Raw genomic sequence first — 26625 nt, 5'->3', positions numbered from 1 at the left:
CAACCCGCCTGGGTCGCCACCGTTGGACCATGGAACGCACGATGTCCTGGCTCGCTGGATGCCGCCGGCTGCACCGCCGCTTCGAGCGCAAAGCCGAGCACTTCCTCGCCTTCACCAGCATCGCTTGCACCCTCATCTGCTGCCGCAGACTCACCAAATGAGATGACGTCTTAATCTGGTTGGTCGTGACTGGCGGCTGACGTCTTGCGAGTACCGCACCGGCGGCCGGTGTCAGCCAACTCCACCCTTGATCGGCGCAATCGGGAATGACTAAGTTTGCCGCCGACAACGGACGAACAAGCAGGTGGGGCGTATGACCGCATTGGACGAGCTGGTGCAGTTGTTCGGCCCGCTGCCAGCCCGAGAGGTGTCCCCCGACGACTGGACCGAGGTCGAGGACTACGTCGGTTCGGCGCTGCCCGGCGACTTCAAGAAGTTCCTTGACACCTATGGCACCGGGGTGATCTGCGAAGAGCTGGTGGTCTTCCACCCCCGAGGGTCCAGTCCGCTGCTCGCGCGGATGCAGCGGATCAGCGAGTCGTTCGGGCAGTCGTGGCGACGCGACCCGGACGAGTACCCCTTCCGGTTCCACCCCGAGCCGGGCGGGCTCATCTCCTGGGGATACGACTACTCCGGCGATGAGCACTTCTTCTGGCCGTGCGACCCGGACCCGGACCGCTGGAGAGTGGTCACCAACATCAACGGGACGGACCCCCAAGTCTTCGACGGATCGTTCACCCACTTCGTGCTTTCCTTCGTCCAGCAACTGCGCGATGTGGAACCGCATCATGGAATGGACCCGGCTGCCTTGGAGTTCCTTGAGCCGGAAGACCTGAACGAGCTGGCAGAACGCGGAGAGATTGGTCCGGTCAAGCCAAGCTTCGAACCGTTCTGATCCGGCTTGCGGCATCGGCATCTGTCGCTCGGAACCGAGTGTCGAGATATGTCAGCGTTCGCTCCGCAGCATCGGCGTCGGTAGATCAACTACCGCGCTCGCGGCGGTTCTGGCCATCTGGCCGAGCTTGTCTTCGGCGCCACCCAGGCTGACCCGGAGCCCTTCGACTTCTCCGAGTCAGCCTTCGCGCTCGGCCTCGGCGATGCGGGCGACGAGGTTGTCGCGGATCTCCTCCAACCGGCCGCGCTGGGCCGGGTCCGGCCGGAGAAGCGAGCAACGAACGCAAGCGTGCTCATGAACACAAGGGCTTGAAAAGGCACGACCGCAGGTGCCGATGGAAACCTTGCGCTTCTCGAAGTGCGCGAGGAAAGCGTCCCATTCCTCCTCGGTCGGCGTCCGATACTCTTCGCTGGGTCGGCTGGCCCGGCGACGGGCGATAAAGGCGCGATGGGCCTCGATGGTCTCGGCCGGGTAGATCGCCTTGTAGCCCATTGTCGTATCAAGACTCCGATGCCCGCAGAGCACTTGGGCGATGTGCGGTGGCAGACCGTTCATGATGGCGTCGGTCACGAAGATCCTGCGGAAGTCATGCGGGGAGAAGACGAGCGGTTCTCCGCCGGCATCGGTCAGGCCCGTGGCGGCCAGCGCGTTGATCAGCAGCTTGCGGAGCGCGGTCGGAGTAAAAGCACGGTGCTCGGTGCCGATGTCGCGCTGGAACAGCAGCGGCATCGGTGGGTTCCAGACCCGTTCGTGGACATCGTAGGAGGTCACCAGCGGGATCGCACGGCTGCTTCCTCGCAGGCGGCGGACGATGGTGGAAAGAACGTCCGCCAGTTCCGGGCTGACCAGCAGGAGCCGTTCGCTGTCGGTCTTGGACGGGGCGACCTGCAGCAGGGGCACGACTTCGCCGGTGCTGGGGAGCCGGTATTCGGTGATGCTGTGGTGGGTCAGCTCCAGGAGCTCCTCGTTGCGAATGCCGGTCAAGCGCAGGACCTCGATCGCGGCGAAGGCCCAGAAGGCTTCACTCTCCAACTGGTCCCTCATAACCCTCATGACCAGGAGGCTGACCCGGAAGACACCCGCCCGCGGCTGGACGAAGAAGACCGCGGATAACACCTGAGATCCGAAGCAGAACCCGCCGCGCAAGGTGTTTACCCCATTGATCCTCTACCGGACTGACGGTTCTTCGTCGCTTGCCAGCCTCGCGTGAAGTTCGACGTCATAGCGCACGTCGTCGTATTCGAGCTTCTGCCGCTGAAGCCCCTCGACCGCGAAGCCAGCGGCGGCAGCGACCCTGCACGACGCGGGGTTGTTGACCCGGTGGCCCAGCTCAAGGCGGAACAACTCAGCGTCATCGAACGCCCACCGCGCCAGAGCTCTGCATGCCTGCGAAGCGACACCCCGCCCGCGGGCCGCGGACGTCGTCCAGTACGAAACCCATCCGGTGGCATGACGCCGATCGACGGCACCAACGGCGACGTTTCCGAGTACAACGCCCCCTCCGTCAACCACGGCGAAGGCGAACGCCGACCCCGCATCCCATCGCTCCGTCCACCCCGAAATCCACCGTTCCGCAGCATCCCTCGAGTCGATCGCCTCCTCGGACTGCCCACGCATCAGAGGGTCCGCAAACGCACTCATCACTGGGAGGGCATCCAGCCCGGCCCATCGACGCAGCAGCAGCCCGGATGCAGTCTCTACGTGATCACGCACGGCCGGAGTCTCGCCCATTACGAGGTCCCTGTCACTCCGTTTCTCGCAGAGCCCAGGTTCGAAAACACTCACTAAGCTTGTCTTTTATGGTCCGAGCCCGTCGCGTTCGGCGATGGTCTCCGGACGTTTGAGGGTCTTGCCCACGTTGTAGCGGGTGGCGGGCCGCCGGTTCTTCGAGCCGAGTGGCCGTCCGGGGCCAGGCCGTGAGGGTTTGGGTGCACGGGCGGGGCAGACGAGGCGAGGGCGGAGGTTCCGGAACCCTCGGCGGACCCGAGCGGGAGTGAGTCGGCCGGGCGCGGCTGGCTTCTCCCAGGGTCGTCGCAAGTCAGCGGCGGCCTGGCGGAGAAGTCGCAGCTGGGTGTGGGCGGCGATGATCAGCCACGTCCAGCGGTCGCCGGCCTCGGGAGTGCGGAGCTTGGGGCGGGTCCAGCCGAGTGTCTGCTTGATCATGCGAAACGTGTGTTCAAGATCGAATCTGCGGAGGAACGCCTGCCAGCGCAGGTCGACGTCCGCGGCTGTCATGCCGGTCTTGGAGGACCACAGCCAGACCGGCAGTGGGTCCCCGCCACCGGGTAGATGGTCGACCTGGAGGCGGATCAACGTGCCTTCGAGGATGGGGAGTTCGCCAGTGTGGTCGATCCAGGCCGAGCGGGTGGTGAGGCGGGGGTGGATGCGGTCCCAGGCCATCGCGCGGGCAGTGCCGTACCGATCGGTGACCTGGGTGGTTGCCGTGTCCGGCTCGCCCCAGGTGTCCGGCTTGGCGAAGCGGAACTCCTTGCCGTGCTTCGGGGGCCGCCCGCCCTGGGGCGGGGAGATCCACGGCACCGGGACGGGCTTGCGCATGACCCGGTCCGAGCGCATCCGGCCGAGGACCTCCACCGGCAGGCCGGCCAGGAGGTGGGCCATCCGCGGGGCGTCGTATCCGGCATCGAAGACGATGAGGATGTCGCGGTCGCCGATGTGCCAGCGGCCCATGTCGATGAGGTCCTCGACCACGCGGCGGACCTGGGCGGCGGTGACCTCGGCAACGTCGTCCTCGGGGCCGAGACGGACGGCGTCCAGGAGCTGGCACCAGGAGGTCCGGCCCGTTTCCAGGGCGGCGACGAAGGAGTACGGCCAGCCGGGGATCATCTGGTCCGAGGAGCGGCCGTTGCGGCCGTAGACGTGGCAGAACAGACGGTCTGCGCTGGTCGGCGCGTCCGGGCGGAGCCAGTGGCTGATGTCGACCGCGAGGACCAGGCGCCCGTCGGCGGCATGCGGCATGGGAAGACCGGCCAGCACCTGCCGCAGCCGGGGCACATCGACCTTCCCGCGATTCAACGCCTCATACATCGCGCCGTGACCGCGCCGGTGCTCGGCCACCAGCGTCAGATCCACCGGCGAGGTCACCGGCCCGTCCGCGCAGAGCAACGCGTCGACGAGTTCGAACAGTTCGTCCCCGCGCGCGGTCAGGCAGTCGAATAAGTCGTCCCGGAAGCGTGACGCTTGCACGAACGCTTCCCCGGGACCGGCGTTGGGTAGCAGACTCATCTACACGGCCTTCGTCTTGATCGGTGCACCTTGGTCGGAGCACATGATCAGACGAAGGCCGCCCCAGCGTCCGGCGAACACCCAGGTGAGCGGTCTAGTTCGAGGACCATTTCGACTTCAGGCAAGTTCAACGGGCAGCCTTCTTCTGCAGAACCCATACGTAGTGCCACTTGCCGTGCGTGCGTTTGGGTTTGATGTCGGCGAACGCCTGGATGGTCGGCCACAGGCCGGTGGCACCGGCCGCGATCGTCGCACTTGTGGCGAGCGCACCTTGGAGGGCCTCGGGGCGGACCGCGGCAAGGACGGCGCTCGTCGTACCCAGTACGGCACCGGAGCGGTTGAGGGCCCGGGAGCGGGCCGCGCTGCTCATCTCAGCGTTAGCGGCGTTCAGCTCGTCACGGATGGAGAGCGCGACTCGTTCCAGGGCTACCTGGGAGTCGACCGCTTCGAGTGCGTCGTCGAGTTCGAGGAGCCTGGAGCGCATGAAGTCGCGAAACCGGCGATAGGAGTCGAACTCCTCACTGGTGACTTGTGCGAAGTCGCTGAGGCTGAGCCCGTCGATGAAGGGGAGATCAATATCCAGGATCGGCCGGACCACCCGGCTTGCGAGAGGCTTCGTTCCCGCCAGATCCACGGCCCGGCCATGCTCCACCACGAAGTCGATGGACCGGTCACTAAACGAAGGAAGCGGACCGGGCGGCGTATAGTCCTCGTCCCTATGAGACGAAGACCTTCCAGGGCCACCTTCTACGAAGACCGGCCCGTACCAGACCGACCCATTGCGCAGCAGAGGCTCAGCTTCCAGGAGGCGCTGGCCCAACTTGGCAAGATCCTGGGTCACCATCCCGTAATTCCATGTCCTGCTATCAAACCCCTCTAGTCGCTCAGAGCCGTCGTATGGACCGTCCGGGAAGTAAGAGGTATCTCGACGCTCCCCGAGGTGGTGTACCGCTCCGACGCCGTGTTCGGACAACAGCACCGTGTCCGCGACCAGGACTACCCGCTTGGTGACATGCGCGAAGCCCCCCATGTCTGAGGACAGCCCGACGTAGTACGGGCAGGCCGAGGCGGCCTTCGCGCTCAGGAGAAGCTCGTAGTAGGAATGCACCGTGCGGCCGTACTTGAGGGCGACGTCTAGGGCAGATGTTCTCTCCTGTTCCGAGAGCGAGTCGTAGAACCTGTTCATGCGGACCGCCACGCCCCGGTTCCCCCAGGCTTGTTGTACCGCGCGTCGGTCCTGCCAAGCTCGCCATCTACGTCGGAACATCCGTAAAGCATGATGGATGGCCGAGCACCCAGTCCAGCAGTCGACATCCCCCTCAGACCATAAAAGACAAGCTAAGGCACGTTCTGGCACGTAGCGTTCAGCGAACGTGTCATACCGATATCTCTGGGGGTTCTCTGGCACGTTCGGCGCGTGGGCCACGGTCGGCTCCAGCGAGCGTCCGTAGGCGAAGGTTCTCCCGACGGCCTGACCCACCCTCCCGCACGACTCGCGCGCTCCCGTGCGATAGCCTCCGCGGCGGTCGTGAGCCGGAGGAGGACGGGATGAATCGACAGGTGCGCAGAGTCGTGCCGTGGATCCTGGGCGCCGCGATCAGCGTCCTCCTTGTGCTGTGGTGGTCATGGGGGAGTCCAGCGCAGGCGCGGCTGGGAGCTCTGGGCGAGCCGGACGGGCTCCCCCCGGGGCCAATGGGCACCGGTTCGCTGCACAGTGTGCCGTTGCCGGGCGGTGGGATGTCGGACGGGGACCACTGCGGGGCCAAGGGCTTCCACTTCTTCCCGGTTCCGCCCGGCGCGCACGCCGCGGCTGCCGCCGCGTTGAGCGGCCGTCGCGTGCCAGGCCCTCAGTTGGTCCTGCTGTCCTACGGGGGCGGGAACGGTCTCCCGGGCAAGACCGGACCGTACCGACACCAGTGGACGTTCTCGATCTCGTTCGGGCTGGGCCCCGGTACGTCGCGGGCGCTCAGTCTGGCGCAGCCGATCGGGGCGCAGGGGGTGGCCGTGGAGATCGAGGGACCGCACGGGCTCGTCGCCGGTGCGCACGGGCTGCCGGTGAGCCTGCACGGCGCAACAACGGGCCCCGACCATCGGCTGGCCGTCCGCTCCGGCGACGAGGTGACCGCCGACCTGCCCCTGCCGCTGGCGGCCGTGTGCCCCGGCATCGACGCCGGGCAAGTCGAGAAGGGGCTCTCCGGACCGATCGATGCCCACAACACCGTCATCGGGCAACCGCCGTACAGGCTGTTCGTCTCGATCAGCGATCCGTCCATCGGCGCGCTGCGCGCCGCCGTTCACGCTCCCGTCGCTGGAGACGCGCTAACCGGCGACAACTTGGACTAGGTCGGACCAAAGCCGCAGTCCCGGCCGCGGGTGCCGCCCATAGGGAGTTGGTCCGTGGCCGGTGCGCCATGTGCGTGGCGAGCTCCGTCGGGCGTGCTCCGCACGGGCTGAGGACAAAGGCGCTGGCTACGGGCGGAGGTAGCTGGCCGTGGCCGTGCCGTTGCCGACTGACCCGCTCTCGGGAGCGGGTGCCTCCCGAAGTCGCGTACATCGCTCTCCGCACGGGGGTGCGACGCCCGGAGTCGTGTCGAAGTGACGACGTAACTCGCGTACAAAGCCAGACGCGGACTCGCCGCGCGAAAACACCATCACCATCCAGACCCGCAACCAGGTGCGCCACCTCCTGGTCCTGGACATCGACCGCGGTAACACCATCGCCCCGGAAGACCTGTCCACCCCGGCCTTCGACGTCGTCCTCACCGCCGACAGGCTGCTCGCCAGCGACCCGAGCGACTCGGAGCGCGCCACGGCCGAACTCCTCAACTACGTGGCCGCCACCTGGGACAAGCAGGACCTGCCGCTGCGCGAGCACGCCCAGGCCGTCGCCCGCACCCTGCGCACCCGGTAGGAGGGGATCCGTCCATGCCCGCATCCACGGCCACCCAGCGCGCGTACCGTGAGGGAAGGACCCGCCGGGAGGACCAGATGAGCGCGCAGCCCGACCACGCCCCCGTCACGCCGTATGCCCCCGCGCCCGGGGCGCCGGCCGAACTCCTCGCCCAGCTGCGCGCCGACCGGCGCGCGAGCACGTGGGTGCCGGCCTTCGAGCGGGAGTGGGCGGCCGCGCTCGAAGAATCGCGGCGCACGTTCTCCCTCGGCGGGCTGTACGAGGTCGTCCAGGACTGGCAGGGCCGCCTCGCCTCCGCTCCGGCGGTCGACGCGTTCGTCGCCTCCGGCTACGACGACAGCGAGTTCATCGACATGGCGGAGCTCCGGGGAAGGCGCCGGTGACCGGACAGCCGTACGCGGTCCGCTTCTCCGCCCCGGCCGCGAAGGTCCTCCACACCCTGCCCGAGCACGCCGAAGACATGGTGTGGGACGTCCTGGACGCCGCCGTGGCAGACCCGTGGGGCTTTCGGCAGTGGAACGCGGAGGACCCCGAGGGCGAGGACGTCCGCCACGCCTCCGTCGGCCAGCTGTCCCTCACCTACTGGGTGAACCGGCCGCTTCGCCGCCTCTCCGTTCTCACCATCACCTGGCTCGGATAGCCACCGGTGCAGGCGCCGTGACCCCGGCATCGCAACTGCCGGGTCAGGGCGTTTCCGATCGCAGCCACGGCCGTATCCACCGGTTGCCACCCGGGCGGCAACCGGTAGTCACCAGCTGACGCGGGGCCGTTCGGCACCGAGCTGGATCTCGCGCCGGCACTCCGGGCAGTCCGGCAGGCCCTCCACCCGGCGCGGCCTGTCGCCCTTCACCCAGTAGAACCCGCACAGCGCCGTGTTCGAGTAGAGGTCCACCTGATCGTCCTTGGAGGCGTGTGAGCCGTAGCCCGGCACCATCCAGGTGAACGTCGCCTCCCCGTCGTACGGCGCTCCCTCCGGCCAGTCGTACACCGGCTCGGTCGTGGTGCAGCGCATTCGCAGATCAGGCCCCGTCCAGCGCTTGCCGTACCGGATCTGCGAGCTGGCATCGACCGCGTCCGCGAGGCGTTCGAAGGACAGGTCGTAGTCCCTCATGTGATCCCACGAGCCCGGCTTCTGCTCCCGCATCAGCGAGCGGAACATCAACAGCAGCCGCGCCAGGTCGTGCTGATCGACCCGGACCGTGTGCGTCTCCGGGTCGTAGCCGTACGTCGGGTCGTGGGCGGGCTTCTTCGGCATTGGTCCTCGTTCGCGTTGCTACGCCGGTCAACGCCCCACCACAGGGCCTACGGTGCGGCCGGCGGCCTGACGACGTCGTGGTCGCTTCCGGGTCCTCAACGACCTGGGCCCACCTGAGCCACGCTGACCGCCGCCGTTCGTGTGCCGGCCGAAGGGCCGTGGGCTTCGCCTCTCAGGCCTGCGGCGGCGTCGCGCCGGGCAACTCCCCGGAGAAGGCCCACCACTGCTCGATGGTCCACACGGCGACGCTGGAGCGGTCGGTGGACATCCGCAGCCACACCTCCTCGCCGCCGGGCATGAGCGCCACCTCCAGGTGCGCCTCGTCCCACGTGCCCACCGGGTACATCCACTCGATGCCGTCGGGCCAGGTCCGCATCGCCACCGTGCGCACGCTCAGCGCCGCGGCGAAGGCGTCCAGCGCCGTCTTCGGTATCCGCACCTCCGCCGGCTCCCGCTCGATCCCCGCCCTCTTCGCCTCGTGCGGCGGGCCCGCGCCCGCCGTTGCGGATCAGCGTGACAGACCCGCGCCCCGCACGGGTGTCACGCTGTGAGGCTGACAGGCTCACAGGCCGTTTCCCCAGGTAGACGAGGTGAACTGTGAGGCTGTGAGGATGTGAGACGGGGGTCGCGCCGGTGCTCCCGCACGCCCTGGTGCCGCCCGCCAACGCGGAGGACGATGGAGTCGTGGGCGAGCAGCACGAGGACCAGGAGCACGGCGTCGAGCCGGCGCGGCCGCCGCTGACCGCGGCCCGCGCCCGGGAGATGACGGCCGGGCTGCGCGCGGCGATGGACGACGTCCGGCGCTCCGTGGCGGTGCTCGCCGCCCGGGTCCGCGACGCGCACGCCGCCCGCGTCTGGGTGCCGCTCGGACACAGCACCTTCCCTGTTGGATCGACGTGTTGAAGTGGATCGAGTAGGGGTGCATGCGTGCCCTTGAGGTTCTGGTCGGCGCCCTGCACCACTCGACAGCGGAGAACCTGCAGCTGTGCCAGCAGCTCTCCGAGGCCGGCGGCCTGGTCCGGATGCTGCCCACGCAGCCGAGCATCGGAGACACCACGCGCCCGATGCCGCCCTCGCTCATGTGATCGTCCACTGCGATGGTCCGACAGGGCCGGGAGGAACTAACCGGCATGTCGACCCGGAAGGGTGGTTTGTGATCTCTGCGCGCGTCACCGCTCGGTGCAGTGCACGGGGGATGGGTATGGCTGTCTCGTTTGCGCCATCGGCGCGTACCTCTTGCCGAGTTCGTCCACTTCATCAGCAGGCCCGTGAAGGACGCCAAGTCTGCGAAGGAACCACTGGCAAGTAGCCACCCCTCACTTCAAGGAGTGCAGATGCCTGGCCCGAATCCACCCGGGGTCTTTGTAAAGGATCTCCCCAGCGGAGTGCGCACGATCACCGCGGCGAGCACATCGGTCCCAGCATTCCTCGGCTACACGAAGGTCTCCGCCAAGGACGATCCGAACGCGACGCCCAAGCCGTTCACCGAGGCTGAACGCCAGATCCCGCAGAAAATCGGCAGCTGGAAGGAGTTCGCAGACCGCTACAGCGTCGCGGGAATCACCAAGGAGCTCGCGGAGGTGACCGACCCGGCCACCGTTCACACGCTGGAGCGGTGTTTCCCTCTGGCCGAAGCTGTCTACGGGTTCTTCGCCAACGGCGGTGGCGCCTGCTACGTGGTGGGCTTCACCAGCCCGCAGAACGCCGTCTCTCCCCAGGACCTCAGGGGAGATGCGGACGCCCGCACGGGCCTCGCCGGCCTGGAGACCGTCCCCGAAGTCACCATGGTCGCCGTGCCCAGCCTCTGGGACATGACCGCGGGCATCTCCTCCGCCCAGGAGGCACCCACGCCCGACCAGGCCCAGGGCGTCAGCAAGATGGCCGAGGTAGTGAAGCACTGCGCCGAGCAGCGCAACCGGCTGGCGATCCTCGACCCGCCACCGGCCCAGAACCCGGACCAGGTGAAGACCTTCGCCGGAAAGCTCGACTCGCCCGACTCCGAAGGCGCCGCCTTCACCACCTTGTACTACCCGTGGATCACGGTGCCCGGTGTCAACGCCGTCAAGCGCACCGTGCCGCCGTGCGGCCACGTGGCCGGGGTCTGGGCCCGTACCGACGCCGAACGCGGCATCTTCAAGGCCCCTGCCAACCAGAACCTTCGCGGCGTCCTCAACCTCGAGACTCTCGTCACCGACGACGAGCATGGGGAGCTGAACGACAAAGGCGTCAACTGCCTGCGGACCTTTCAGGACCGGGGCCTGCTCGTGTGGGGCGCCCGCACCAGGTCGACCACCCGTGACTGGCGCTACCTCAACGTCCGCCGCCTGGTGTCATTTCTCTCCGACTCCATCAGCCAGTCCACGACCTGGGCGGTCTTCGAACCCAACGACGACCGGCTGTGGGCGACGCTGCGGCATGCGGTCGCCTCGTTCCTCACCGATCAGTGGCGACAGGGCGCGCTCATGGGCCGTAAACCCGACGAGGCGTTCTACGTGATCTGCGACAACACCAACAACACACCCAAGACCATGGACGAAGGAAAGGTCATCTGCGACATCGGCGTCGCGCCGGTGCGACCCGCCGAGTTCGTTCACTTCACCATCACCCAGACCGCCGGGCAGCCCGCCGAATCCAGCTGACAGCTCACCTCTGCCTGCCCCACTCCAGCGGGGCAGGCAGGGACACCCCGACACAAGAAGACTTCACCCCCTCGGCCACTTCGACAACGGCCCGTGCGCCTGTACCGGCAATTTCCGCCCGAAGGTGCACCTCCTCGCCGATGGGAAAGGCACCTGGGCGATCGAGCGGCCTCACCAGCATGGCTTGCTTCCGCCGCAGCTGCCGCCCCGCACCCACCTGGCCACCCCAGCAAGGCCGACCGCAAGCGGGAGAAGAAGGCTTGAGGCTTCGTCTAAAACCACTCCACAGTGAAACGCCAGACACCAAGCTCAACTCAACACGCTGAACTTGACAGGGATAATGTCTGGGAGTCGTACTGCGACGTGGAGTTCGGCATCAGCCGCGCGCAGGCGTACCGGCTCCTGGACGTCGCCCGCGCCCTGGCCGCAATCCACGAAGCAGTCGCCGCCGGCACCGAGACGTCTCGCACGCGAGACACCGGCCCGGCCGCCGCGGCCGCGCTCGACTACGGCCTGTCCCAGCGCGCCCTGATCGCCGTCTCCAGCCGCTCCGACGACGTCGCGGAGCTGATCACCCGCCGACTCACCACGCTCGCCCACAGCGGCCTCACGGCCCTCGATGAGCCGACGGTGCGCGCCGTGGTCCGCCAGGCCGTCCGCGACATCCGCACCGCCCCGCCTCCGTCACCCGCAGGTCCGCCGACGGATCCCGTAGTCGCCGCAGGGCGCCATCTCACCGACGAGCTGTTCGCCAGCGCGTACGCGATCGGCGAGCTGTGCTCGAAGTAGCGCCACCTCGCCAGCGACGTGCACCGGCTCTGGCACGATCCGGCCACTCCGATGCGGGAACGCAAACGCATCGCCCGCCTGCTCATCACCGACGTCACCCTCACCAAGGCCGAACGGATCACCGCCCAAGTACGGCTGTCCGGCGGCCGGCACCACACCCTCGACCTGCCCCTCCCGCTCGGCGGCGGGAAACTATGGCAGACCCCGGGCAGCGTCATCGCCGCGATCGACACCCTCCTCGAGGACCACACCGACGCGGAGATCGCCGACATCCTCAACCAGCGCGGCCTGACCAGCGGCAAGAACCTGCCCTTCCACCGGCTCCTGGTCCGCGACATCCGCCAGGACTACCAGCTCACCAGCCGCTTCGACCGGCTCCGGGACCGAGGTCTGCTGACCGCGTACGAACTCGCCGAACTCCTCGATGTCAGCGTCCCCACTATCTGGAAGTGGCATCGCGCCGGACTGCTCGAGGGCGAGAAGTACAACGACAAGAACGCCTGCCTCTACCCCCACCCGGGACCCAACCCGCCCCGTGTCCAGCAAGGCGTCCACCTCGACCGCCGCCGACCAGCAACAACGACCCGAAAGCGAACCCGATAGGAGAAGAGGTGCAGTATGACGACAAGGGCTTGTCCACGCAGTCCCCGATGAATCCCATGGAGGGCAGCAGGCCGGTGGCCCGGGCGCGTTCGGTGAAGGCCCAGGAGCTGAACGGACTGGACCCCGTGGTCTGAGTGGATGATCGTGCCGCCCGGCTGCGGACGACGGTTGCCGATGGCTATGCTCAGCGCGTTGGTGGTCAGGGCCGCGGTGGGCGAGGCGCCCGCGGAGGGCCGGGATGAGGAGCTGGCGCGGCTGCGGGCGGAGAACGGGCGGCTGCGCAATGCCGAGAAGGAGCGGGAACTCGAGCGGGAGATCCTGCGCCGGGCGGATGGGGGCATGGCCCGCCGCTGGGACTTCATCTCCGACCATCGCGCCGATTCCGGCGTGCAGCGGATATTCCGGTCCTTCAAGTGTCCCGATCGGGTTTCCACCGATGGCTTGGCACCGTGGCTTGTGCCGAACGGCGGTCGCCGACGGCGCCCTGGTCGCGGAGATCCGCGAGATCCACGCCGAGCACAAGGAAACGTGCGGAGTTCGCCAACGTATGCGCCGAGCTGTCGGCGTACCGAGAAAAGTGCTCAGGCGTGTACAGACGAACATGCTCAGTCGTGGGACCGGGAGGACAACCCTGCGGCCGTGGCGGTGTCCGCGAGCGTCCATGACTCGACGGCAGCCTGAACCTGGAGCACGCGGGCGTAGGCTCTCAGGGATGCGGATAGGCGAGTTGTCCAAGCGCACGGGCGTGAGTCCGCGCTCACTGCGGTACTACGAAGAGCAGGGCCTGCTGACCAGCTCACGCTCCGACGCGGGGCAGCGTCACTATTCCGACGCTGCGGTCCAGCGCGTGTCACTCATCCAACAGCTGTTCGATGCGGGTATGTCCAGCAGGGTGATCGCGACTGTGCTGCCGTGTGTGGACGTCCCGGGTGACCTGGGCGTCGCCGAGGAGACGTTCACGGCGATGATGCGCGAGCGCGACCGGATCGACGCCGACATCGCACACCTGATCGAGACCCGGGATGCACTCGACGTGCTGATCAGGGCCAACAGCCGACACCGGGCGGAGCTATCCACGGCCCCGGAACCGGTGGCGCAGTCGGCCTGATGCTGTGATCTGCATCTCAGCCGGTTGCCCCTCACATCAATGTCAGAGGTGAGGATGGCGACAACGCCCGGAATCACCGGGTCGGTCATACGAGAGGCGGCGGAAGATGGGGCACGCGTGGGGTTTCGGCAGGTATGGCGGGCCCGAGGTGCAGGAGTTCTTCGATCGTCCCGACCCCGTCCCCGGTCGCGGCGAGGTGCTGATCCAGGTCGACGTCGCCGGCGTGAATCCCCTCGACCACCTTCTGCGCTCGGGGCTGGTCGACGGGCTCGACGGCGGGCGTCCGTTTCCCCGCGTGCTGGGCATGGAGGCAGCCGGAACCGTTCTCGCCCGGGGCGAGGACGTCAACGGGCTCGAGGTGGGTGACGCGGTCTTCGGCTTCGCACTCACCGGTGGCGGCACCTACGCCGAGACGACGGTGCTGTCCGCACCGAACACCGCACGCATCCCGGAGGGTCTGTCCGCGACCGTGGCGGCAACGCTGCCAGTGGCCGGGACGACCGCGGTGGACGTGCTCGACCAGCTCAGCCTCCCGGCCGGTGCCACGGTCCTGGTCAACGGGGTCGGGGGCGGGGTCGGCCTCGCCGTCGCCCGGCTGGCTATCGGGCGCGAGCTGCGTGTGATCGGCACCGGGAGTACCGCCAAACGCGAGCACGCCGAGGCCATCGGGGTGCAGTTCATCGACTACACCGCCGAGGACGTCGCCGCCGCGGCACGCGAGCTGGTTCCGGACGGCTTCGACGGGATCGTCGACCTGGCCGGAGGCACCTCGCTGCGGACGGTCGCTCCGCTGGCCCAGGATCCCCGCAACGTCATCGCTGTGGGTGATATGTCTGTGCCCGATCTCGGTGGGCGTTTCGTCGAGCGTCGCGTCGACCGCGAGAACCTGGAGCGGTCGGCCCGGCTGGCCCTCGACGGGCTCCTCGCACCCGTAATCACCGCGGTCCATCCGCTCTCCGACGCCCCGGCCGCCCTCGCCACCGTCGAGAACGGTCACACCTCGGGCAAGGTTGTCATCAAGGTGGCATGAGAAGTGCCCGGCCGTCTGACGCTGTCGACCGTCCATTGCGGACTGACGAGAACCCGTGGTCAGCGCATCATCAACTGAGCACGTTCACCTGCACGGGGTTGAGCACGTTCAGGCGTACGCCGACACCTCTCCGACTGTCAGCGCCTCGTGACGACCTGAGCGGCTGCCCCGGTGGCCGGCCGCGACGGCCGTGCTGCAGGATTCGGCTGAACGCGATCAACGGCAAGCAGCGGACGCGAGCCGGATGAGCGCGGTGGAGTCCGGTCTGCGCCGTACGGGCCAGCGGAACCGGCGGGGAGCACCTGATGAGGCAAGAACCGCCTTTCCATCCAACGAGGGTGTGTCGCGTGCGGCCTATGAGGGGTTCAGCAGCCCCATCTCGCCGGCGCGTTGGCCCAGTTGAAACCTGCTCTTGGCTCCGAGACGCTCGGAGAGTTCCGAGATCATGCGACGCTCGGTTCGCAGGGATATACCGAGCTTGCGGGCCGCGACCTCGTCGGTGTGTCCCTGGGACAGGAGCAGAAGCAGCTGCCTGCTCTGCGGGGAGAACGGTGATTGGTTGCGGGGCTTGGCCTGTGCAACTGGGGCTGCGGTTCTCCAGACGGTGTCGAAGAACGCGCATAACGCAGCGACAATTCCCTGCTCGTGCACGAGGACGGCGCCCTTGGAGCTGTCCTCCGGGTCGAGTGGGAGCAGTGCGGTTTTGCGGTCCAATATTTGCATACGGGTCGGCAGATACGGTGTGGTCCGCGTTTCTGCCCCCATGCTTACCAGCCATTGTGCGTGCTCGAGACTGTCCGGGTCGTTGCGAATGCTGTCAAGGTAAATGGTCTTCATCGACACGGATCGGCTGAGCACGGCCACGGCCAGCGGCCGGCTGGCGGCCCGGTTCTCAGGTGTCTGCGGACCTCCCGGAGCGAAGGACAGTGTTTCGTCCTCGACGGTGTCCACCAGGTCGTTCAGCCGGTGCCGGACCTCCTCGACCTTGGACAGCCGCTCGAGCTCTTGGCCGTTGCTGAGGAAGAACTCTGATGTGTAGTCGGCCACGAGCTGCGCCGCTTCGGCTTGGATGGCTTCAATCTCCTGCTGCAGGCGCGCGACTTCGGCCTGTCGTTTGGTGAGGACGGCTTTAAGTCCTGCTTCGGGGTGCACCGGCAGCAGGGTCGACGGGTCGTACCAGGATCTCCGGATGAGGGCCAAGTCGCCTAGGACGTCGAGGGCTTGACGTACATCGGCGTCTGCCAGGCCCAGGCTTTCGGCTACTTCCGCTTTGGTGATGCCCGGCTGGCGAAGCATCGCCCGGTAGACGGCTTCGGTAGTTCCTTGCAGGCCAAGCGAGTCGAGCATGGGCTCCCCTCCACGCCGCCACTGTGATCGGTTGCATCCGCCACGAGTCTAACGAGGTGCTCGCGAGGGGAGAGAGGCGCTTTTGAGCACATGATGCCGGACGGGCTGGTGCTGCTCGCGGCTATGCCCCCTTCCCGTTCCGGCCGTGCTGCATGGAGCCCGCAACCGGGGCTGCACGGACGCAGGCGGGGCCTGGCCTGGAACGCGCCCTGGAGCCTGCTGCCGACTGCCGGGCACGGATGTGTCACGGGCTCTTTTATGCCAGCCGACATCCCTGGTGCGGGTGTTCCGCGCCGTACAGAATCATATGCGTCCGACAAGGAACGGGCCTCGAAGGACCCGCATAAATGGCCATCAATTCTGCCTCCTTACCGGTGTCCGCGGTCCGGTTCTTTTTCTGAAACGTTTGATGAATAGGGAGGTGAACAGCATATGGAGAACACCGAGCTTCCCGCCGAGGATGTCGAGCAGGCGGAGATCACGTTCGGCGAGGTGCCGGACAGCTACCTGTCCCGCTCCTCGCAGCTGATGCAGTCCGACTGACGAACACATCAGCAGCACCGGGCTGGGTGGCGCGAGCACAGGCTTGCGCCACCCAGCCCTGGAATGCCGCCTCACCCCCGGGAGAAGAAAACTCATGAGTACCGCAGTAGCCTCCGATGCCGGCACCGACGCGTTGTTCCGGGCCCAGCCCGACCGCGCACGAGCTGCACGTCTGCGTCAGAGCATCAACGACCTCCTTGTCAGCGACCTTCGCGTCTACGTGGCCGCCGCAGCGCAGTACCTTCCCCACAGTGCCGCCGCGGCTTCACAGGTCGTCGACGGGCTGGACATCACGCGCAAGCTCAACCCCTTGCTGTTCACGCTGCACTGGCAACTGAACACCGGCCTGCGAAGCCAGCACCCCGGCACCGTCTCCGCGGCTCTGGGGCGCCTGGCCCTGACCGGGTCCGCGGGTGACTGCTACGGCGACCGTTTCCAGGTGGAGACGATGAGCTGGGACGCCGTCGACACCGAGGCCGCAAACTTCTTCACCGGCGTGGACGGCCCCCGTTCCGACCGCGGTGAGTTCGTCGAAGTCGCTTCCGTCAACGACGAGGAACTCACCACCGGACGCGCATGGGTGTTTCGGGCCCTGGCCACGCTGCAGGAGCTGGACCCCGAGTTGCACGAGGAGTTCCACGAACTGGTCTCCCGGCTGCGCCTGGTCCACGGCAGCGTGATCCGAGGCGCTACCAGTTCCCGCTGCTGGGGCATGAACTACCTGCGTTTCCCGGACCCGGGCGCCGAGTCCGCCGAGCCGATGAACTACTTCCTGGACCACTTGGTCCACGAGTCCTCGCACCTGATGCTGCACGCCGTCATGAGCGCGGACCCGCTGCTGCAGAATCCGTTCGAAGCCCGCCACTCGGCTCCCATCCGCAAGGACGCCCGCCCCCTTTACGGGATCTACCACGCGACGTTCGTACTCAGCCGTATCTCGCGCGTACTCTCCCGTCACGCCGAAGCCGACCCGCGTGCCGTGACGAAGGCAGTCCGGGATGAGGCCGTCAGGCGCTTCCACAAGGGCTACGCCACCATTGTCGAGCACGCCGAACTGACAGACGCCGGGCGCATGGTTCTCGCCTCCTGCCGCGAGCTCGTCGAGGCGGAACTGTAGAGCGCACCGGACCTGTCCGGCAGCACCAACATCGGACTCATGACCGGAGATCTTCCGTGACCATCGTCGAACTCGAGGCGGACACGCTCTTCCAGGCGCGGCCCGAGGCAGCACGTGTCCAGACCTTGCGCCACCACGTCAACGACGCACTCGTCCGTGATCTGGGCCGCTACATCGCCGCCGCGGCCACCCGGCTGCCCCGGACCGCAGCAGCCGCATCCCGGACGGTGCGCCACATCGCCCCGGGCCGCAGGTTCAATCCGCACCTGTTCACCTTGCACTGGACGCTGCAACGCGCCCTGCGCGCCCAGAATCCAGGCGGCGTCCTTACGGCCCTGGGACGCCTGGCCCGGATCGGTGACACCCAGGACTGCTACCGCCCCGTCCTCACCGTCGACACCGTCTTCTGGGACGCCACCGATGCGGAAGCCTCGGCCTTCCTGCTGAGCAAGGACGGCCCCCGCTCCCGGTTCCAAGAGGTGGTCGACATCACTCCCGTCTCGGCGACCGAGCTCGCAGACGGACGCCGCCACATCGACGAGGCCTTGGCGGTTCTGTGCGAGCTCGACCCGGCCATGCACGCGGAATTCGGTGAACTGGTTGCGACAGTTCGCCTGTTCAACCGCGCCGCCATCACCGGTTCCACCACCACCGGCATCTCCAGCCTCCGGTACTGGGGACAGATGTACCTGCGATACCCCGACGCCGCAGAGAAGGACGACTGGACAGCCTTCCTTCTCGAACACCTCGTCCACGAGGCCTCGCACATCCTGCTGCACGCCATCATGGGCCGCGATCCACTGCTGACCAACGGCTTCACCGCCCGCCACCAGGCCCCCATCCGCAGCGACCGGCGACCCCTGTACGGCATCTACCACGCCATGTTCGTGCTCAGTCGTGTGCACCGCGTGCTCTCCCGCTACGCGGACGCCGTCGCCACGCCCACTGCACGGATGGCGCGTGACCTGGCTCTGGAACGGTTCCGCAAGGGCTACGGCACCGTCATGGAGCACGCCGACCTCACTGCTGCAGGCCGGGCTGTGGCCGATTCCTGCAAGGAGATCGTTGCTGCGTAGCGCTGAGGACCTCCAAGGGCTCCCGGTCCGGCAACACGAACACGTCCCGGCCTGTGCCCCGGAGTTCCTCAGCGTCTCAGCCGGCCTGCAGTTCTCCATAGCCGGGCGGCGGCACAGCGCGCTCGGTTTCGGATGCTCACGGCGTGCCGAGCGAGCCCGTCACTCGGCCCTGTGGGAGACCTACGAGCGGCTGCTCATGGTCGCCGAACTCTCCGGCAGCCTGGGCCGCCCCGTGCAGGGCCACGACAAGGACGGCACGCCCACCGCCACTCGCGCCTTCGAGCACGTCGTTGCCCGGCCCTGGCACGACACCTACCGCCCGGGCCAGGACGCCACCGGGCTCGCTGTGCACACCACTGCCTCGGCCGCACAGCGAGCGGCCGAACGCGAACTGCTCGAACGGGCCCTGCTCGCCGCTATCTGGTACGGGTCCGCCCCCCTTCACAGCGAAGTCACCGAACACCCCTGTGTCACCACAGGCCGACTTCGCACCTACAGCTTCCCCTGCCGGCTGGGCTTCTTCTGTCTGGCGGCATGGCACGACCCGCACAGCCAGATCTTCGTCACCGGGTCCGCAGTACGCGACAGTCTGCACGACGCGATCGAGCACGCGCTGGGCGAAGCGGTCATGGTGTTCGACGGCGTCTGGCAGGGCAAGACCCCCCGCTACTCCACACAAGCCTCGCGTGACCGCTACGCCTCCCTCCGGGGAGACCTGCACGCCGCGCGGGCGGAACACGTCGAATCCCGGCTGACAGCGCAAGGAGACGACGCGGGTGCCCCGTCCGACGCGTACGGTGACAGTCTTGCCTTCTACCGGCTCATCGACTGGGAGGGCGTCTGTCTGGTCCGTGCCGTGGCGGACCGCAGGGAGACTACCAGCACCATCAGGGCCCGCAACTGGGGCCTGCCGCCGGACCCGTTCACCTGAAGCCCCGGCCGGTAGGCTCCCGTGCACTGACCGCCGATCACCAGGAGCGGAGAAAATGACCAGCGTAGAAGACCAGCCGCCACCTCCCATCGAACTCGGTCTTGACCGGCGCGAGCGCGGGGACTCCTTCGAAACCCTCTCGCACATCTACTCAGCCGGCCGCCCCTCCTACCCGAGGCAGTTCATCGAGTCACTGACCGGCCGCTCCACCGCAGCTCCAGGTGCACATGCGCTCGAGGTCGGCGCCGGAACAGGCCAGGCTACAGCCCAACTGGCGGGAATCTTCAGCCGAGTGACCGCCATCGAGCCGGGCCGCACGCTCTGCCGCCAGGCCCGGGAACGCATGACCGCTCACGCCCACGTCGATGTCCACCAGTCCTATTTCGAGGACTGGACGCACAGCGGGCCGTACGACTGCATCTTCTCCGCCTCCGCCTTCCACTGGACCGACCCCACGCGTTCCTACGCACTGGCCAGGAACCTCCTCAAGCCCGCCGGAAATCTTGCCTTCGTGACCTACTCGGAACTGATCGGGGACGACGTCTGGGAGCAGCGCTGCTCGGACATCAGGGCCCTGTTCACCCGCCACGTGCCGCACCACAAAGGCCCCCGGTTCGGTACCCGGACCGCAGACGAGCTCTCCAGCGGACTGCACAACTACCGCGAATCGATCGGCCAGGCCCTGGAGTTCGTGGAGTTCGGCAAGCCCCTGGAGGCTGCGCAAGTCCCCGTACAGGACATGTTCGGACCCGTCACGGTGGAGTTCGACGTGCACAGGCGCCACTACGACGCCGACGGATTCGTTGCCGCGCTGGAGTCCTACGGGGCTTTCCGCCGCATGAACGAGAGCGCACGCCTCGCGCTGAAGAAGGCCGTCCGAGATTACGTGCTGGCCGAGTGCCAGGATTCCGTCGACCGTCCCTTCGCGCTGGTCGGCCTCGCTGCGACACGCACGCCCTGAACGACCCCGTCCGTCGATAATCCAGCACGGCCCGGCAGGAGCCACCGGTGACACTGATATTCCCCCAAAGCAAGTATCGGGTGACGCTCGCCGGTATCACCGCCAACGCCTTTGGCAACGGCCTCATGTCGCCCTATGTCATCAGCTGGCTGGCGGCCCTGCCGCACGGATCCTCCCGGACGGCCGGCGTTGTCTTCGGCGCGACAGGGGCCGGACAGCTCCTGGCCACGTTGTATGCGGGGCGGCTCCTCACAGTGCTGTCTTCGCGCAACGTCCTGGTCGCGGGGTTGTCCTTATCGGCAGCGTCCGCAGCCTTTCTCACCGCAGCACACAGCCTGGCTGTGGCAGCCGTGGTGCTCTTCGCTCTGGGATCCGCCCAAGGTATCGCCTCAGCCGCGCAAGCAACGGTGCTGGGGACGCTGAGGTTCGCCGGCGGGAACGAAGACCGCGTCTGGTCACATCTGCAGGTCGTCCTCAACGCAGGCCAAGGACTGGGCTTCCTCATGGGCGGCTATCTGGTGACAGGTGACCTGGTCAAGACGATGCAGCCCGTGTTCCTCCTCAACGCGGTCTCCTTCGCCGCTTTCGCAGCAGTCGTGCTTCTCGCCCTTCCCCGGCACCGACTTTCTCCATCCCGCACACGACAGGCAGCGGGCGGCTCCTACCGGACCCTGCTGGCACAGAGCCGTGCCCGACAGCTCATTGTGGCCGACGGAATCTTCTTCACCTTCGGCATCGGCTTCCTTCTCCTTCTGCCGCTCCTCGCCAGCCAGGCTCGCCTGCTTACGCTGCGACAGGTAGCCGTGCTCCTCGCCGCGAACACCCTGATCATCATCTGTGGCCAGATCGCCGTTACCCGCCTTGCCCAGTACGTCAGACGTTCAACGGCTGTGCGCCTGCTGTATCTCGGGGCAGCGGCATCCTGGGCCATGGTGGCAGTGGCGGCCTGGCTGGCCAGCCGCTCAGGAAGCCTCGTCGTCCTCTGGGGCTCGGTGGTGCTCTTCTCCGTAACGGAGTGTCTCCACACAGCCTGTCTCGTCCCGCAACTGCGCGAAGCGGTCCCGGAGACAGACCGGCCCCGCGTCCTCGCGCTCCACGTCTTCGCCAGCAAAGCCGGCCTCATCGCGGGCCCGGCTCTTGGCGGGGTCGCCATTGCCGCAAACATTCAGCTTCCCTGGGCGGCCGCCGCCTGCATGCTCCTTGTTCCTGCCCTGTTCAACTTCAGCCAGTCCAAGACCACTGCCGACCTCCCGCAGGAAGCACCCGTCTGATGACGGCGGCCGTCAGCGGACGGCCACCTCCACCTGCAGACGCCGGTGCGAGCGTGCCGGAGGGCCCACTATGCGCCTGGTCTACGTCGCGATGACTTGCAAGGCCGCCAAGCCGGTCACCGATCCGGAGGTCGTGAACTCGGCCCTCCGGTGGGCTGATCACGAGCACGGGGCGCTGGAGCACGCCAGGATCCACATGTCCCGTACCGGTGCATGCGCAGTGCTCTTCATCAACAGCCGTGCCCCCGCCGATGCCCAAGACTATTGCCGGAAGCTGGTCATACAGGCTCTGGACGGGGAACCGGCGCTTGCCGGCTGGTCTTTGTCCGAATGTACACCCCTACCATCTCTCTGATCACCTTCACACGGCACTTTTGTGCCCGGTGCGCTTTATGCCACGCATCAGCTATGGAACCAGCGGCAGTGTCCGGCAAGAATTCAAGTCATCCACCAAGAACGGAAATGAATCTGGAGCCTTGCTGTGCGTGCATCCGTGTTCGTACGAATCATTCTGGCACCCGCCCTCAGCGCATTGTTTCTATTCGCCGGTGCGCAGGCGGCACCTGCGGCGGACCAGAATCCCGTTTCGTCATCGCCCGGCGATCTAGGATGGCAGTAATTCCGGAAGCCGATGATCCGGGGAAGGTCCATATGGCCTCTTCTCATTGATTACTTCCGATCTACTGATGCGAAATTCAATCTGTTCTATTCGAGGATGTAGCGGACGTGCGGGCCGCCGAAGTAGCCGCGGATGATGTGTGGCTGATGCTGGCGGCGGCGGAAGAACGTTCGGGGCTCGGCGGCAAGTTGGGCCTGTTCGAAGGCCCGGCTACGCATGGGAAGGCTGCGTTTGAGGTCAGCGTTGACCAGCTCGTCGGGGTTCAGCTCCGGTGGGCGGCAGGATGCGCAGCTCGATGCGGTCCGGGTGATCGGCGAGCCAGATGCGGACCTGGCGGGAGCCGTGGGCGGAGTGACGATTCGGAACGAGGCGTACTTTGCGATCGAAGTGCCCGGCGAGTCGCTCCGTGATCCAGGTCGGTCCCATGCTCCCCTCCTGGGACGTTCCTGTTGTCGCTGGCGCGCCTCGGCGACGCACGCGCACTGCCGAGTCTGCTGGCCGCGCTGGACAGCGACATCGACGCCTGGCGCGCGATCCAGGTCGCAGACCATCTCCCGCAGGCAGCAGACCAGTTGGTGCCCCGGCTCTGCGACCACCTGCGCCGGATCGACCTCTCCCAGCAGCGCACCGAGATGAGCGCCAACGCGCTCCTGTCCGTCCTGTCCGCTCTGGGCGACCCGGCCGCGGTTCCTGCGGTTGGGGACACGCTCGGCGCCGCGGTGCGCCATGACCAGCACGGCGTCATGCGATCGGCCCTGAAGGCACTGGGGGCATTCGGCCCGGCGGCGACCGGCGCACGGGACACGGTCCGGTCGCTGACCACCGCCACCGACGCGCAGGTACGGCCTGCCGTCGTCGCCGCGCTGTGGGCCGTCGGCATGCGGGACGCCGACGAAGGCGAGTCTGCGCAGCGGCCGCCTGTACGAGCACGCCACTCCCGAAGGCGCCAGCCCCTGCCCGAAATCTGGGGTCGTGGTCGTGGCCAGCTCAGAGCTGATGAACAGCTACGAGTGCGCGTGCGGCACCTGGGCTCGGATCACGAGCAAGGGCGCGCTCGCTCGGCACTCCATGCCGGAAGGCCACGGGTGCCCGCTGTCCGGGGCTGAGGACGGGCTCGGGACGCCGGGGGGCGGCGCCGAAGGCTTCGACGGACCCCCGTGGCGAAAAAGGCCGGCCCGCTCCGAGCCTGATCACAGCCGAGGACAGCCCCTAGCGGAAAGTCCTCCGCCATGCATATCCACCGAAGATGAACACAAACAGAATATATCCGGAGAAGATCGACCAAATCCACAACACGGCGGATCCGCTTCCTCCCCAGGCGGCGCTCACGGCGACGCTGAGGACGAGTGCCAGCAACGCGAACGTCAGGCCGGCGCCCGGCCACTGGTCGGCCCGCAGACGATCCCGACGCCGAAACTCCGCGATCACACCGAAAGAGCCGATCAGGACCAGGAGGGGCACGAGGGCTTGGGGGGTCAGGAAGAGCAGGCCGAGATTCCGCTTCGCGGTCTGCGAGCCGTTGGCCAGCAGGTCCACCCCCAGGGTGAACAGGGCTGCGAGCAGCCACGGCGGCACGGCAACCGAGAGAAGCAGCGGAATATGCAGACGCTTCGCCGTGGACATGTACGCGCTCCAAAAGGGAGTAAAGGTTTCCTACCTGAAGTCCATAGTACGAGGACGCCGCCCGCCATGGTTCACGAGAGGGACCCACCATCCACCTTGGAGGGTTTGGTGAACTCTTATATCTAAATTATCCATGATGCGGCATTTTGATCCGCTTTCCCCGTCATCCGGCGGGACCCAATGGCGATAGCGCCCCTCGCCCCGTTCGGCCGGACCGGCCTCCGAGGCCGAGGGGGTGCGGTGACATCCCCTCGGCCCGGACCGTCGCCGGGCCGAGGGGCGACCGGGATCACCCGATAGCGGTGGAAATCGCCCCGAATGGTGCGCATGTCGACGCCGATGGCCGTCCGAGGATATGCCCTTTTGGACAATGTCGCGATCTCGTCAAGTCTGGTTAAAGTCTCCACCGCTCGCCACCAATATCGAGCAAAAGGCCAGTCAAGTTGAACGGGGTCAACTCTTGCGTATTCACCGGTCCATATCGCGCACGGCGGCTGTGGCGGCACTCCCTGCTGTGCTGATCGCAGCGGCCACCACCAGTGCCTCCGGCACGGCTGCCGCGCTCGACTCCGAGCCGAAGGTATCGTTCGGCCTCACCGCGAACACGTACCGGGACGTCACCGGGATCGACGTCAACAGCGCGGCGGGCAAGCTCCTGAAGACCCAGGGATTCAGCGTCCGCACCTCACCCGCCGGGCAGACCGCTGTCGTGGACAGCTCCATGGCCGACAAGGGCATCATCAGCGCGGCCAACCCCGGCTTCGTCGACATCTCGTGGGAGTCCTACGCCGCAGACGCCCAGTACACGGTCGTCCGCGACGACAAGCCCGTCGCCGTCCTGCCTCCGGGCGCCACCAGCTACCACGACACCGACGTGACGCGCGGAGCCACCTACAGTTACCGGATCATCCCTCAGCTCAAGAAGGACCGCTCGGGAGCACGCACCTGGGGCATGCAGGTCACCGTCCCGGCCGTCGCCAAGGGCCAGTCGGAGCTCTCGGCGATGCGAAAGGGCGCGGCACTGAGGGCCGACGCCGCGGCTGTGGCGTCCACCACCACCCTGACCTGGACGACCTTCATCCCGCAGAAGTACATCAACGCACCCTCTGCCGGCTGCGACTACGGCTCGAACTACCAGTTCGGCGGCGACAACCACTCGGCGTTCGACTGGAAAGACTCCCGTTACCGCACCTCGCTGAACGCTGTCATCACCTGGAAGAACAAGTCACTGCAGGGATACAAGGCCATCGGGGCCAGCCACGTGTACCGCAAGTCGGACCACAAGCTCATCGCCACCAAGAAGGCGAGCGACAAGGACACGAGTGCCAAGAAGCTCGGGTCCGGCGGGAACTACATCGACGTCCGCATGGTCGTCCACGCCACCAACCCCTTCTGCAAGGGCCTTGGCACCGTCAAGGGCGCCATCGACGGCGCCCTCCAGATGCACATCACCACGTCCGGGAACTGGGAGATCCGTTCGGGCAACCACCGGCTCATGCCGAACCACTACATCTACATCTACAACGGCGGCAAGGTCACCAACGTCTACACCCGCAAGTACGCGAACGAGCTCTGCCTGATCGGCCAGGCCACATGCCCGCTGGCCAACCTGACCGGGTACTACGGAAAGTTCAAGTAGTCGGGGGGCGAAGACGGGCTTGCCGGCGGCCCACCGGCCAGATGCGACCGCAGCAAAACACAGCCGGTACGCCCCCTGCCGGGAGTGCGCGGCCGGAACACACAGGTTCCGCCCCGAGGCCTGCGGTGCTCGCCGCGCAAACCCGGCTCTCTCCGGGCCGGACACCGGAACCGATGGCCTGCAGGCAGAGCCGGCAAGCCATCGGCCGGTCCGCTCCCGCCTCCCCCTGCACACAGGGCAGGCGACTACGCGGCCGGCGCTTCACTGCTCCGGTCCGCAGGACTTATCGGGTGCCGTGTGCAGGCCCGATCCGGGCACAGCCTCTCGTGGGCAAGAGCGGCGACAATCGCAGCCTGTGTCCGTGTCTGCAGGCCCATCTTGCCCACGATATTCGCGATGTGCGCCTTCACGGTGCGTTCGGTGATGCCCAATTCCCGGGCCAGTTCACGGTTGCCCAGCCCCGTTCCGAGGAGCAGGAGCACCTCTCGCTCCCGGCCCGTCAATTTTTCCAGCCGCTGTACGCCAGTCCCGGGATTGTGTCCGGTGCGCCGGTACGTACAGCCCATTTCCGCAGCAGCGGACCGCGTGGTCACGATGGTCCCCTCCCGACCCGGCTTCCCAGCAGACCCGGTGGCCTGGGTGCAGCCGTGATCAAGTTCCAACTTAACCGCAGGGACTGACAATACGTGAGTGCCGGGGGAGTAACCCAGTCCTTGACCTGCATGTCCCCACCCCCTGGGTGCGGACATGAGCCGAACTGGATCTCATTTCCCCCGGCTGAGCGGTTTGCAGCGGGAGGCTGCCGGTGCAGCGCTGTCCGACGCGGCGCAGATGTCCGCAGGCCCTCACGTTGGATGCGAGGTGTGTCGTGTGCGCGGGCCGGGCTGGGAGACGTTCGGCGCGGCCCGCGTCGCCTGTGGCAGCGCCTGGTGCAACGAGCCGCTGGTCCTCCGGTCACCCGGCACCCGGTTCGGTCCTTCGCCCAGCGGGCGAAGATGGTGTCCCTTGTCGTGGTGTACGGGATC

32 protein-coding genes are annotated in these 26625 nt (G+C 67.2%); 21 read left to right on the top strand and 11 right to left on the bottom strand.

Annotated features, from left to right (window positions below; genetic code table 11):
• Together BIV25_RS44255 and BIV25_RS44250 are read left to right on the top strand one after the other, a co-directional pair.
• On the top strand, positions 1–161 hold a 161-nt coding region (locus BIV25_RS44255; protein WP_143076821.1), incomplete at its 5' end, for a transposase.
• A gap of 152 nt (positions 162–313) precedes the next feature.
• Entirely contained in the window at positions 314–895 is a 582-nt protein-coding gene (locus BIV25_RS44250; protein WP_071378258.1) for a hypothetical protein, read from the top strand.
• 177 nt (positions 896–1072) lie between these two features.
• Here the strand turns inward: BIV25_RS44250 and BIV25_RS44245 are convergent, their stop codons facing one another.
• The 4 genes from BIV25_RS44245 to BIV25_RS44230 all read right to left on the bottom strand — a co-directional run bounded on the left by BIV25_RS44245 (position 1073) and on the right by BIV25_RS44230 (position 5324).
• Positions 1073–1939: a site-specific integrase gene (locus BIV25_RS44245; protein WP_256257191.1), complete on the bottom strand. Its 867-nt coding sequence runs from the start codon at positions 1937–1939 to the stop codon at positions 1073–1075.
• Positions 1940–2062: 123 nt separating this feature from the next.
• The gene (locus BIV25_RS44240) at positions 2063–2626 is read right to left on the bottom strand and encodes a GNAT family N-acetyltransferase (protein WP_071378257.1); all 564 of its coding nucleotides are present in this window, start codon (positions 2624–2626) and stop codon (positions 2063–2065) included.
• A gap of 66 nt (positions 2627–2692) precedes the next feature.
• Positions 2693–4138 carry an NF041680 family putative transposase gene (locus BIV25_RS44235; protein WP_071378256.1) on the bottom strand — a complete coding sequence of 482 codons (1446 nt, stop codon included), beginning with the start codon at positions 4136–4138 and terminating at the stop codon, positions 2693–2695.
• 127 nt (positions 4139–4265) lie between these two features.
• A complete protein-coding gene (locus tag BIV25_RS44230; RefSeq protein ID WP_143076820.1) occupies positions 4266–5324 on the bottom strand; it encodes a hypothetical protein in 1059 nt (352 codons plus the stop codon).
• A gap of 362 nt (positions 5325–5686) precedes the next feature.
• On the opposite strand from BIV25_RS44230, the gene BIV25_RS44225 reads away from it, so the two are divergent.
• The 4 genes from BIV25_RS44225 to BIV25_RS44210 all read left to right on the top strand — a co-directional run bounded on the left by BIV25_RS44225 (position 5687) and on the right by BIV25_RS44210 (position 7689).
• Positions 5687–6481, top strand: a complete 795-nt coding sequence (locus BIV25_RS44225; protein ID WP_071378254.1) for a hypothetical protein — start codon at positions 5687–5689, stop codon at positions 6479–6481.
• Positions 6482–6812: 331 nt separating this feature from the next.
• Entirely contained in the window at positions 6813–7049 is a 237-nt protein-coding gene (locus tag BIV25_RS44220; protein WP_071378253.1) for a hypothetical protein, read from the top strand.
• 77 nt (positions 7050–7126) lie between these two features.
• Positions 7127–7432, top strand: coding sequence for a DUF6247 family protein (locus BIV25_RS44215; protein ID WP_071378262.1), 306 nt, complete (start codon positions 7127–7129; stop codon positions 7430–7432).
• Positions 7429–7689 carry a hypothetical protein gene (locus BIV25_RS44210; RefSeq protein WP_071378252.1) on the top strand — a complete coding sequence of 87 codons (261 nt, stop codon included), beginning with the start codon at positions 7429–7431 and terminating at the stop codon, positions 7687–7689. Before BIV25_RS44215 ends, BIV25_RS44210 begins: the two co-directional genes overlap by 4 nt.
• Before the next feature lie 108 nt (positions 7690–7797).
• Here BIV25_RS44210 and BIV25_RS44205 read toward each other — a convergent pair whose 3' ends face one another.
• A complete protein-coding gene (locus tag BIV25_RS44205; RefSeq protein WP_256257190.1) occupies positions 7798–8304 on the bottom strand; it encodes a hypothetical protein in 507 nt (168 codons plus the stop codon).
• A gap of 172 nt (positions 8305–8476) precedes the next feature.
• A complete protein-coding gene (locus BIV25_RS44200) occupies positions 8477–8743 on the bottom strand; it encodes a hypothetical protein (protein WP_256257189.1) in 267 nt (88 codons plus the stop codon).
• Positions 8744–8937: 194 nt separating this feature from the next.
• On the opposite strand from BIV25_RS44200, the gene BIV25_RS51855 reads away from it, so the two are divergent.
• The 8 genes from BIV25_RS51855 (at position 8938) to BIV25_RS44170 (ending at position 14473) form a co-directional block, all read left to right on the top strand.
• Positions 8938–9207 carry a hypothetical protein gene (locus tag BIV25_RS51855; protein ID WP_071378250.1) on the top strand — a complete coding sequence of 90 codons (270 nt, stop codon included), beginning with the start codon at positions 8938–8940 and terminating at the stop codon, positions 9205–9207.
• A 20-nt stretch (positions 9208–9227) separates the two neighbouring features.
• On the top strand, positions 9228–9389 hold the full coding sequence (locus BIV25_RS51850) for a hypothetical protein (protein ID WP_177235643.1): 162 nt from the start codon (positions 9228–9230) through the stop codon (positions 9387–9389).
• Positions 9390–9689: 300 nt separating this feature from the next.
• On the top strand, positions 9690–10943 hold the full coding sequence (locus BIV25_RS44190; RefSeq protein ID WP_071378249.1) for a phage tail sheath C-terminal domain-containing protein: 1254 nt from the start codon (positions 9690–9692) through the stop codon (positions 10941–10943).
• Positions 10944–11306: 363 nt separating this feature from the next.
• On the top strand, positions 11307–11732 hold the full coding sequence (locus BIV25_RS50050) for a hypothetical protein (RefSeq protein WP_177235642.1): 426 nt from the start codon (positions 11307–11309) through the stop codon (positions 11730–11732).
• Between the two features lie 51 nt (positions 11733–11783).
• Positions 11784–12335 (top strand): hypothetical protein, encoded by a 552-nt coding sequence (locus BIV25_RS44180; protein WP_143076819.1) that lies wholly within the window; start codon positions 11784–11786, stop codon positions 12333–12335.
• Between the two features lie 8 nt (positions 12336–12343).
• A complete protein-coding gene (locus BIV25_RS53900; protein WP_256257188.1) occupies positions 12344–12469 on the top strand; it encodes a hypothetical protein in 126 nt (41 codons plus the stop codon).
• Between the two features lie 578 nt (positions 12470–13047).
• Positions 13048–13443 (top strand): MerR family transcriptional regulator, encoded by a 396-nt coding sequence (locus tag BIV25_RS44175; RefSeq protein ID WP_071378247.1) that lies wholly within the window; start codon positions 13048–13050, stop codon positions 13441–13443.
• A 106-nt stretch (positions 13444–13549) separates the two neighbouring features.
• Positions 13550–14473, top strand: coding sequence for an NADP-dependent oxidoreductase (locus tag BIV25_RS44170; protein ID WP_107486707.1), 924 nt, complete (start codon positions 13550–13552; stop codon positions 14471–14473).
• A 354-nt stretch (positions 14474–14827) separates the two neighbouring features.
• Here BIV25_RS44170 and BIV25_RS44165 read toward each other — a convergent pair whose 3' ends face one another.
• The gene (locus BIV25_RS44165) at positions 14828–15820 is read right to left on the bottom strand and encodes a hypothetical protein (protein WP_071378246.1); all 993 of its coding nucleotides are present in this window, start codon (positions 15818–15820) and stop codon (positions 14828–14830) included.
• Positions 15821–16457: 637 nt separating this feature from the next.
• Between BIV25_RS44165 and BIV25_RS44160 the strand changes: the two genes are divergently transcribed.
• The 5 genes from BIV25_RS44160 to BIV25_RS44140 are packed head-to-tail and all read left to right on the top strand — an operon-like array spanning position 16458 to position 21719.
• On the top strand, positions 16458–17480 hold the full coding sequence (locus tag BIV25_RS44160) for an HEXXH motif-containing putative peptide modification protein (RefSeq protein ID WP_071378245.1): 1023 nt from the start codon (positions 16458–16460) through the stop codon (positions 17478–17480).
• A gap of 56 nt (positions 17481–17536) precedes the next feature.
• Positions 17537–18556: an HEXXH motif-containing putative peptide modification protein gene (locus tag BIV25_RS44155; protein ID WP_071378244.1), complete on the top strand. Its 1020-nt coding sequence runs from the start codon at positions 17537–17539 to the stop codon at positions 18554–18556.
• Positions 18546–19487 carry a hypothetical protein gene (locus BIV25_RS44150; protein ID WP_071378243.1) on the top strand — a complete coding sequence of 314 codons (942 nt, stop codon included), beginning with the start codon at positions 18546–18548 and terminating at the stop codon, positions 19485–19487. The genes BIV25_RS44155 and BIV25_RS44150 overlap by 11 nt, the downstream gene beginning before the upstream one ends.
• A gap of 55 nt (positions 19488–19542) precedes the next feature.
• On the top strand, positions 19543–20448 hold the full coding sequence (locus BIV25_RS44145) for a trans-aconitate 2-methyltransferase (RefSeq protein ID WP_079177286.1): 906 nt from the start codon (positions 19543–19545) through the stop codon (positions 20446–20448).
• Between the two features lie 47 nt (positions 20449–20495).
• On the top strand, positions 20496–21719 hold the full coding sequence (locus tag BIV25_RS44140; RefSeq protein WP_071378241.1) for an MFS transporter: 1224 nt from the start codon (positions 20496–20498) through the stop codon (positions 21717–21719).
• Between the two features lie 705 nt (positions 21720–22424).
• Here the strand turns inward: BIV25_RS44140 and BIV25_RS54865 are convergent.
• Positions 22425–22556 carry a hypothetical protein gene (locus tag BIV25_RS54865; protein WP_371273150.1) on the bottom strand — a complete coding sequence of 44 codons (132 nt, stop codon included), beginning with the start codon at positions 22554–22556 and terminating at the stop codon, positions 22425–22427.
• A gap of 19 nt (positions 22557–22575) precedes the next feature.
• On the bottom strand, positions 22576–22764 hold the full coding sequence (locus BIV25_RS54860; protein WP_371273149.1) for a hypothetical protein: 189 nt from the start codon (positions 22762–22764) through the stop codon (positions 22576–22578).
• Positions 22765–22787: 23 nt separating this feature from the next.
• Here BIV25_RS54860 and BIV25_RS44130 point away from each other — a divergent pair, with 23 nt between their 5' ends.
• Complete coding sequence (locus BIV25_RS44130) at positions 22788–23444, top strand: hypothetical protein (protein ID WP_071378239.1); 657 nt, start codon at positions 22788–22790, stop codon at positions 23442–23444.
• Positions 23445–23547: 103 nt separating this feature from the next.
• On the opposite strand, the gene BIV25_RS44125 is transcribed toward BIV25_RS44130, so the two are convergent.
• The gene (locus BIV25_RS44125) at positions 23548–23961 is read right to left on the bottom strand and encodes a hypothetical protein (RefSeq protein ID WP_071378238.1); all 414 of its coding nucleotides are present in this window, start codon (positions 23959–23961) and stop codon (positions 23548–23550) included.
• 514 nt (positions 23962–24475) lie between these two features.
• On the opposite strand from BIV25_RS44125, the gene BIV25_RS44120 reads away from it, so the two are divergent.
• Positions 24476–25600, top strand: coding sequence for a hypothetical protein (locus tag BIV25_RS44120; protein ID WP_107486706.1), 1125 nt, complete (start codon positions 24476–24478; stop codon positions 25598–25600).
• Between the two features lie 245 nt (positions 25601–25845).
• Here BIV25_RS44120 and BIV25_RS48740 read toward each other — a convergent pair whose 3' ends face one another.
• On the bottom strand, positions 25846–26193 hold the full coding sequence (locus BIV25_RS48740; protein WP_079177285.1) for a helix-turn-helix transcriptional regulator: 348 nt from the start codon (positions 26191–26193) through the stop codon (positions 25846–25848).
• Between the last annotated feature and the right edge of the window lie 432 nt (positions 26194–26625).

It is taken from the genome of Streptomyces sp. MUSC 14, assembly GCF_001866675.1.
Taxonomy (GTDB): Bacteria; Actinomycetota; Actinomycetes; order Streptomycetales; family Streptomycetaceae; genus Streptomyces.
This window is presented reverse-complemented; position numbering and strand designations above follow the sequence as displayed.